Genomic DNA, 8,655 nt, shown 5'->3' on the forward strand with positions numbered 1-8,655 from the left:
CCGATGGCGCTGCGCTTCATCGGGGGACACGCCCACCAGTGGTCCGAAGCTGTAGTCGTTCTGCCACCAGTTCACGAGCGTGATGTCGCTCTCGTGATGTCCCGGTGCGTAGAGCGTGCGATCGATGATGCGTCGGTATGACCAGTAGCCCGTGCGCGCCACCGGATCGAACCCGATGCGCTTGTTGGCGGGCTCCTCGAAGCTCAGCAAGGGCCACGCCGTGCCGTCGACGTCCACCATCGTACCACGCCAGCGCGCGTAGTCGGCGGGTCGGTCGATGGTGTGCGTTTCGCTAGGCTTGAAGTCCATGGCGAACACCGCCGTGAAGCTCTGCTGATTGTCCGGTTGCGCCTCGGCGGGTGCGTGCGGTTCACCAGTGGCCCGGGTCGACTCGGCGCCGGTGACATGCTCGGCGCCGCAGAGCGGCAGCAGTGCGCCAAGCTCCGTGGCGTCGACGAAGTACGGCGCGCGCAGCACGGTGTCATGCCCGGTCGCGTCGCGCACGCGGACGGCTCGCACGGTGTCGCGCTCCACGTCGGCCGCGAGCGCCTGCGTACCGCGAAGAATCGTGAGTGCGCCGGAGGCCACGTGTGGAGTCAGCATCGATTCCAGCACCGTCAACCATGCACGGGGCTCGGCGCACAGCCGCGACACCCAGCCGTTCCCGGGGTTGAGACGCGGATTCCCGCGGGCGCGCGCCGTGAGCGCCGGGTCGGCGCGATACAAGTCACGCACGCCTGCCCGCAGCGCCTGAAAGCTGGCCGTGCCGCCGATCGATTCGATCCAGCGGTTTTCGTCGGGTGGTACGGCCTGCGACGTGAGTTGTCCGCCGATCCACTCGGTCTCCTCGGTCATGATCACGCGGAGCCCACGGGCGCAGGCGGCGAGTGCGGCCGCACATCCACCAACGCCGCCGCCAATGATGACCAGGTCAGCCGCGCGTTCTTCGGCGCCCGTCCCCCTCACTGAGAGGACACCATCAGTGAACGGCACCCGTGGCAGGCGGGAGACGATCGAAAGCGATGCCGCCCCCGACAGAAACGCCCGACGCGAAATCATGCGGCGATCGCGGCCATACCGTTCATGAAGAGGCTACTTGGCGCTCTTCGCTTTCCACTGCTCGTACGCCTCGGGCAGGCAGGTCGCGCACGGGCGGTATCCCGCCGCGATGGCGGTGGCTTCATCGGCGAAGAACACGCGCTGCTGCTCGTAGCTGCGCCCGGTACCCAAGGCGCGCCGGGCCGCCTTGCAGTCGAGGCGGCCGTAAATGCGATTCTTGCGGTGCCCACCCAGCGTGCCGGGAGTGGTGCTGGACACGGTGCTGCCGTCGGCCGCAACGAGACGATACAAACGTGGCTGAGTCATATCCGGGAAATGTACCCGGTTTGTGTCGCCTCGCTGCGGGGTGGCCATGAATCGGGTGGCGCGCACGTCACTGCGGGCGATCGTCAGAAGGCGAGCATGCGGGTGACCTTGAGGGCCACCGACCGCTCGTTGCGTACATTCGTGAGCGTGTTCTGTCGTTCGGTGTACACCACGAACACGTCGCTGAGTGGCGCCCACCGCCAGGCGACACGCGCGTTGGTCACCATGCTGCGCGTCTGCGTGTTGTACTGCACGAAGGCGCTGCCGAAGAGCGTGGTGCTCCACGAATACTTCATGCGCAGCCCTGCGAGATCGGCGGAAAAGGCGCCGGTGGGGAGCGAGACGTCGTTGTGCTGGAAGGTGCCTTCGATGTTGAAGTCGTAGCGCGGGCGCCACGTCACACTGCCACCCACCACGTTGTTGGTGCCGTTGTAGAACTCCCCCGTCTCGGCGGTGAGGGTGCCGTACACGGGGAAGCGCTGGGTGCTGGTGTAGCTCGCCCTCGCGTTTCGCCAGCGATAGGACCCCACGGGAATGGTGCGTCCGGGAAACGGCGAGAAGGCGCGGTCGAGTCGGTCGGCCCAGTCGTTGACCTCCAGTTTGAGCTCACCGTCGGGCTGGAAGGCGATATCGAACCCGCCACGCACCTGGTGCGACTGCGGCGTGCCGTCGAGATCGTGGTACAGATCCACTTCGACGTACGGGTTGAGCTCCTGAATGCCCCGCAGCTTGGGACGGGCATGAATACCCGCCGTGCCGTACGCCTGCTGGAAGCCCCGGCGGTTCACGAAGCCGATACCGGGGTTGAAGTCGTCACTCACGCGTTTGACCATTGCCGACGTATTCCAGAGCCGACCGCGATATGCCACCGACAGGCGGCCCGCGGTGCCGTCGGCGACGCCGGTGTCGGCTCGGCTACCGGCGAGATACGTGTTCACAATGAGGTTGCCAAGCAGGCGGATGTTGGCGTCTACGCCATACGAGCGATTGTAGGCGCCGCTGCCATCGGTGGCCTGACGGTTGGCGGCGAGAATACCGATATCGGAGTTACCGAACACGTTGCGACGCACGCGGGCCACGCCGAAGCTCTCGCCCGGAGCGCTGCCCACGCCCTTCTGCGTCTGCATGTTGAGTGCGCCTACTTCCCACTGCCCCACGCGCCCCGTCAGGCGCCCACCACCGGCAATGGGCAGCGGTAGCCCGTCGGGGGTGAGGCCGATCTGCCGTGAGTTGAAGAGCGTGAAATCGCGCAGATCGGCACCCATGCGATAGTTACGCTCCTGCACGTCGCCGAAGGTGAATACGCCGGAGTTCTCGATGAAGAACTCGCGCCGCTCAGGGAACAGAATGCCGAAGCGCGTGAGGTTCACCACCTGCTGGTCCACTTCGACCTGCGAGAAGTCGGTGTTGTACGTGAGGTCGAGGGTGAGTGACGGCGTGACGCCGTACTTGATGTCGCCGCCGATGTCGCCGCGGTTACCGAGCGATGAGGCGGGCACCTGCGCCCCGCGCGAATTGCCGCCGAGCGCGTAGGGCTTCACCTGCAGGTTGCGCCCCTGCTTGAGCCCCGTGAGCCCCTCGATGGTGCCGGCCTTCGACATGCGGTGCAGCCGGTACTGCCGTTCGAGGGGCGCCCAGTAGCTGGTTTCGTTCACGCGGCGCACGCGACGGATGAAGTTGATCCCCCAGCTCTGCGGGTCGCGCGATGCGTCGAAGCGCAGCGTGCGCAGCGGGATGACCAGTTCGACGGTCCAGCTCGAATCCTGCCGCGCCGTCTTCACGCGTGAGATGCCGTCCCACGCCTCCACGATCGTGCGCGAATCGTTGAAGGTCTGTTCGTCGCGCACGGCCCCCATGGGGTTCACGAGAAACAGGAACGAGTTGCGTCGATCGAAGAACGTGTCGAGTACGAGCCCGAAGATGTCGCTGTTGGAGCTCACGAAATCGCGCTCGAGTCCCACGGTGATGGCGCGCGACGGTTCGGGGTCGTGGTTGATGCTGCCGACGTACAGGTTGGTGGCGTCGTACAGCACGCGCACTTCGGTGCGGAACCTCGAGGGATAGCCCGTCTTCGGCAGCTGCTGCACGAAGTCGGTGAGGACCGTGGCGCTCTGCCACGCCGCCTCGTCGAGACGGCCATCGACCACGATGGGCGTGCTGATGCGCGTGGCCTTGAAGGATGGGCGGGCCACGGTCTCGGGATTCACGACCGTGGGCGTGCGCTCGGGGCCGTCCTGCTGGGCGTGGACAACGCGAGAAAATGCGCTGGCCGCGAACAATGCCGCGCAGGTCAGCCGCGAGAGGAGTGGTTTCACCGGAGCGACTGCTCTACGTCCGCCGCGATGTAGGCCATGATCGCCATTACCGCTACGCACTTCTGCACGTCGGCCTTGTCGAGCTTGTCCGGCGTGTCCGCGTCGGTGTGATGGAACCAGAAGTACTTCGAGCCGTCCACTTCGAGCCCCATCCCCGGCACGCCAGTGGCCATGATGGGGCCGATATCGGCGCCACCGCCGCTCGCCCCAATGCGATTGGCGCCAACGGGCGCGAGCAAGGTGCCGATAGCTTCAATCACCTTGCGCGCTTCGGGTGACCCCGTGAAACCGAAGCCCGTGGGCGCGAACACGCCACCGTCGCTCTCGATCGCGAGCTGATGCACCTCGTTGCGGTGCATGTCACGGTACGCGTTACCGCCGCGCATGCCGTTCTCCTCGTTCGTCCACCCCACCGCACGAATGGTGCGGCGCGGCGTGAGGCCCAGCTTCTTGAGGAGACGGATGGCTTCCCACGCCACCACTACGCCGCCCGCATCGTCCATCGCGCCCTGGCCCACATCCCACGAATCGATGTGGCCACCCATTACCACGATCTCGCCTGGCTTCTCACGCCCACGCAGTTCGCCCATCACGTTGTGGCTCTGTGCGTCGGGGAGCATCGTCGCGCTCATCTTGAGCGTCACACGCACCGGCTGCCCGCGCGCGATCATGCGCCGCATCATCATCGCGTCTTCGGCGGTGACGCTTGCATGCGGGATCTTCGTGACGGTGCTGTCGTAGCTCATGCTGCCGGTGTGCGGCGTGCGCATGCTGTACGGGCCGGCCGCGCGCGCCAGACTCGCCACGGCGCCCACCTTCGCCGCCTCGATGGCGCCCATCCGACGGAACGCCCCGTTGTAGCCGTAGTCGCGCCACTCGGCGTCGTACAACACGATCTTCCCCTTTGCCTCGGCCGCGCGCGCCTTGAGCTCGTCGAAGCTCGCCACCACCATCACGTCGGCCGTGATCCCGGCCGGTGGCGTGGCAATGCTGCCGCCAAGGCCGAGCATGGGGAGCAGTTGCCGGCGCGGTGACACGAGCTCCAGCGATTCGGCGCCACGCACCCAGTGCGGCACCATCACCGGATCCTTGCGCACGTTGTCGAGGCCATCGCGCTTCATGGTGGCGACGGTCCAGTCGATCGCCTGTTCGAGCGCGACACTGCCGCTCAGGCGATGACCGAAGGTGTCGGTGAGCTCGGCGATGCGATTCCACGCCCCCGCGCTGTCCGCTTGGGCGGCGGCGATGATGCGGTTGGCCACCTCGCGGTACTTGGCGGGGATGGCATCGGCGGGCTGGGCGCCCAGTGGGGCGGCGAGCAGCAGCAGGGCAAGGGCGCTGAGTTGCTTCATCGAAGAGCACTCCGGGAAAGGGACGAACGGGCTACCTTCACAACGGAGGCGCGGCCTCCTTCGTTGGCTGCTGCCTGTCAGACCCGTTCATCCGATCCGTTCAAGCATGCGATTCTCCCGAGCCGTCAACCTGTCCCTGCTCGTCGCTGTGGTCGGCGTGGCGTGTGGTGGTGATCGCACGGCGTCGACCACACAGGCCGACCGCTCTGCATCAGCGGCCGGCGCCACGGCCGACAGCGGGGTGCGCATTCCGCCGCCGTCGCTCACCCCCGAGCGCAGCCCCGATAGCTATCGCGTGCGCTTCGTGACATCGAAGGGACCGTTCGTGGTGCAGGTGAAGCGATCACTGGCGCCGCGCGGCGCCGACCGCTTCTACGAACTGGTGCGCATCGGGTACTTCACCGATGTCCGCTTCTTCCGGATGAAGCCCAACTTCATCGTGCAGTTCGGCATTCATGGTGATCCGGCGGTGAACACGCTCTGGGACACCGCCGAAATCCCCGACGATCCCATTCGGTCGAGCAACGCCGACGGCACCATCGCCTTCGCCGCAAGCGGTCCCAACACGCGCTCGACCCAGCTGTTCATCAACACCGCCAACAACGCGCGCAAGCTCGACGGCCAGAAGCTCTTCTCCCCCTTCGGCACCGTGGTGGAGGGGATGGATGTGGTGCGCGCCCTCAACACCGAGTACGGCGAAGAGCCCAACCCCTCCAAGGCCGTGCGCCAGGGGAACCGCTACCTCACGCGCTGGTTCCCCGCGCTCGACTACATCACGTCGGCCACCATCGAGTAGCCGTTACTTGCGGCCGACTGCGTCGCGCCCCGACAGAATGAGACTGTCCGTCTGCGCCGTGGCACCCATGAGTAGCAGCCCCTTGTAGCCGCGCGTGATGCGGTCGCGCAGCGTCGCCGCGTTGGCGGTCATCATGCTCGGCATGCCGGCCTTGTCCGCCACGTCGCGCACCCGCTGACACGCCGCTTCCGCCTCGGCCGCCTTCTCACGGCCACCCATGCTCTGCGTGAGGCTGCCGATCCCGCACGACAGCAGACTGTACCCCGGCACGGCGGCGATTTCGTTCATCTCGGTCACAGCTCCGCCGTCTTCGATCATGAGCATGGCGACGATCGTGCCCTTGGGGTTGGCGCGCGTCCACACATTCGCCCCCGCGTCCTTGAAGAAGCCCGCCGCGATGCGGGCCTCGGCCGCGCTGCGCACGTGCGGGATCACCACCCCGTCGGCGCCCATACCGAGAATGGCCTTCACACGGGCGCGCGTACTGTCCTCGCCCGCCGCTTCGATGGTCGGAATGCGCACGAGCAGCGTGGGGCGTCCGCTCGCCGGGAGGTGCGAAAGCCCTGTGACCATCGCCTTCACCGCCGCGGCGTCGTAGGCGCCCTCGAGATTGAGGAACAGGTAGTCGAGCAGCGGATTGCTGCCGAGCGTGTGAGCGCCGCCCTCGGTGTACAACGGCGGTAGGCGCTTGCCGTTGGCATCGGTGGCGTTCATGGGGCGTTCGCTCGGCACGAAGATGCCGAACGCTGAGCCGCCCTGCTTCCACGTCGCGAGCGCGTTGCTGCGTGCCGGTTGCGGCGTGGTAGGCGCGGGCCGATCGGCGCGCAGGCCGAGCGAAGCCACCAGAGCGGCCGCCGCAGCGACCAAGGTGTGTAGCGTCATCATGGTCAGGCGTCCTTTTCGACAGGGGTATCGGGCTGGCTGCCCCATTCGGTCCAGCTTCCGTCGTACAGCGCGGTGTTACGCGCGCCAACCACATCGAGTCCCAGCAGGACGGCGCACGCCGTGATGCCCGTACCGCAGCTCGCCGTGATGGGCGCATCGATATCGACGCCGGCGGCATCGAACGTGGTGCGGAGTTCCTCGGGCGACTTCATCATGCCGTTGGCATCCACAAGTCGCGCGTAATGCACATTCGTGGCGCCCGGCATGTGCCCGCCGCGCACACCGGCACGCGGTTCGGCCTCGGCCCCGGTGAAACGTCCCGCCGACCGGGCATCCACCACCTGTTCGGTCCCACCGCTCACGGTGGCGCGCATGGCCTCGAGATCACGCCACCGCGAGGCGTCGAAGCGCGGCGTGAAGGTCGCGGGAGCGTGCGTGTGCACCGCCGTGGTGACTGCGTGCCCCGCGCGCTGCCACGCCGGGAGCCCGCCGTCGAGCACCGCCACCTGCGCATGCCCCATGGTGCGCAGCATCCACCACAAGCGCGGGGCGCTGAAATTCTGCCCCGACGCGTCGTACACCACCACGGCATGTCCGTCGCCGATGCCGAGTGCACCAAGGCGGGCGGCGAGGACGTGGGGGGTGGGAAGCGTATGCGGAAATGGCGCGTGCTCGTCGGCCAGCCGTTCGAGATCGCCGAAGATCGCTCCAGGAATGTGCGCCGCGTCGAACTCGGCGCGCCCGTTGCGCCCCATCGTGGGGAGATACCAGCTCGCGTCGATGACGCGGAGCTCGTCGTGGCCAAGATGCTCGGCCAGCCAATCGACGCTGACGAGCGGGGTGGGAAGAGGCAGGGGCATATGACGGGGAAGATGAGAAGAGTGAGTTACCGCCGATTCGGGTATCCCACAACTCCGGGTGACGGGTCGCCGGCCCTCTCGACCTGTCGCCGCCCGCGCGATCGGTTCAGTTTTCGCGCCGTATGTCAGACTTCGCCCCCGCCTCTCCGCGCCGCCGCGTGTTCATGATCGGCGCCACCGGTACCATTGGTCGCGCCACCGCGCGCGCGCTGATCCGTCACGGACACGAGGTGGTGTGCTTCGTGCGCCCCCGCAACGGGCAGACCCCCGCCATTGCCGGCGCCACGGTGCGCACCGGCGACGTTTCCAGCGCGCAGAGTGTCGTACGCGACGGTTTCCGTGGTGAGCGGTTCGATGCCGTGGTGAGCTGTCTGGCGTCGCGGAGTGGTGGGCCAACAGATGCGTGGGCGATCGATCATCAGGCGCACCTGCACGTATTGAATGCCGCGAAGGAGTCCGGAGTCACGCACTTCGTGCTGCTGTCCGCCATCTGCGTGCAGAAGCCGCTGCTGGTGTTCCAGCACGCGAAGCTGGCCTTCGAGAAGGCTCTCATGGCGTCGGGGCTCACGTGGTCCATCGTGCGCCCCACGGCCTTCTTCAAGAGCCTGTCCGGTCAGGTGAAGCGTGTGCAGCAGGGCAAGCCGTTCCTGCTGTTCGGCGACGGCACCCTTACCGCGTGCAAGCCCATCAGCGACGACGATGTGGCCGAGTATCTCGCCAGCTGCCTTACCGACAGCCGTCGCGCCAATCAGGTGCTTCCCGTTGGAGGTCCCGGGCCGGCGATCACCCTGCGTGAGCAGGGCGAGCTTCTGTTCCGCCTCGCCGGCAAGCCGCCCCGCTTCAAGAGTGTGCCGGTGACGTTCTTCGACGTGATCGTCACCATTCTGAACGCGCTCGGCACGATCATTCCCCCGCTCCGCGACAAGGCGGAGTTCGCGCGAATCGGTCGCTACTACGCCACCGAGTCGATGCTGTTGTGGGACCCGGTGGCGCAACGCTACGACGCCGATGCCACCCCGTCGTTCGGTTCGGACACGCTCGAAGCGCACTACGCCCGCATGCTGCGCGGCGAAGTGGCCGAC

At 67.0% G+C, this 8,655-nt stretch carries 8 protein-coding genes; 2 read left to right on the top strand and 6 right to left on the bottom strand.

The genetic code is table 11. The features are described from left to right. The 4 genes from ACIQ6O_RS09470 to ACIQ6O_RS09485 form a co-directional block, all read right to left on the bottom strand. Window positions 1-1,059 (bottom strand): FAD-dependent oxidoreductase (locus ACIQ6O_RS09470; RefSeq protein ID WP_396207544.1); only part of this gene is annotated, 1,059 nt, incomplete at its 3' end. 33 nt (window positions 1,060-1,092) lie between these two features. Further along, a complete protein-coding gene (locus ACIQ6O_RS09475) occupies window positions 1,093-1,365 on the bottom strand; it encodes an Ada metal-binding domain-containing protein (RefSeq protein ID WP_396207545.1) in 273 nt (90 codons plus the stop codon). An 83-nt stretch (window positions 1,366-1,448) separates the two neighbouring features. Beyond that, window positions 1,449-3,680 carry a DUF5916 domain-containing protein gene (locus ACIQ6O_RS09480; protein ID WP_396207546.1) on the bottom strand — a complete coding sequence of 744 codons (2,232 nt, stop codon included), beginning with the start codon at window positions 3,678-3,680 and terminating at the stop codon, window positions 1,449-1,451. Beyond that, entirely contained in the window at window positions 3,677-5,032 is a 1,356-nt protein-coding gene (locus tag ACIQ6O_RS09485; protein ID WP_396207547.1) for a M28 family metallopeptidase, read from the bottom strand. The genes ACIQ6O_RS09480 and ACIQ6O_RS09485 overlap by 4 nt, the downstream gene beginning before the upstream one ends. Before the next feature lie 106 nt (window positions 5,033-5,138). Between ACIQ6O_RS09485 and ACIQ6O_RS09490 the strand changes: the two genes are divergently transcribed. Then, window positions 5,139-5,828, top strand: coding sequence for a peptidylprolyl isomerase (locus ACIQ6O_RS09490; RefSeq protein ID WP_396207548.1), 690 nt, complete (start codon window positions 5,139-5,141; stop codon window positions 5,826-5,828). Between the two features lie 3 nt (window positions 5,829-5,831). Here the strand turns inward: ACIQ6O_RS09490 and ACIQ6O_RS09495 are convergent, their stop codons facing one another. Further along, entirely contained in the window at window positions 5,832-6,713 is an 882-nt protein-coding gene (locus ACIQ6O_RS09495; protein ID WP_396207549.1) for an aldolase/citrate lyase family protein, read from the bottom strand. 2 nt (window positions 6,714-6,715) lie between these two features. Continuing rightward, on the bottom strand, window positions 6,716-7,573 hold the full coding sequence (gene sseA, locus ACIQ6O_RS09500; RefSeq protein WP_396207550.1) for a 3-mercaptopyruvate sulfurtransferase: 858 nt from the start codon (window positions 7,571-7,573) through the stop codon (window positions 6,716-6,718). 122 nt (window positions 7,574-7,695) lie between these two features. On the opposite strand from sseA, the gene ACIQ6O_RS09505 reads away from it, so the two are divergent. Beyond that, window positions 7,696-8,655 (top strand): NAD(P)H-binding protein (locus ACIQ6O_RS09505; RefSeq protein WP_396207551.1); only part of this gene is annotated, 960 nt, incomplete at its 3' end.

Source organism: Gemmatimonas sp. (assembly GCF_044345575.1).
Taxonomy (GTDB): domain Bacteria; phylum Gemmatimonadota; class Gemmatimonadetes; order Gemmatimonadales; family Gemmatimonadaceae; genus Gemmatimonas.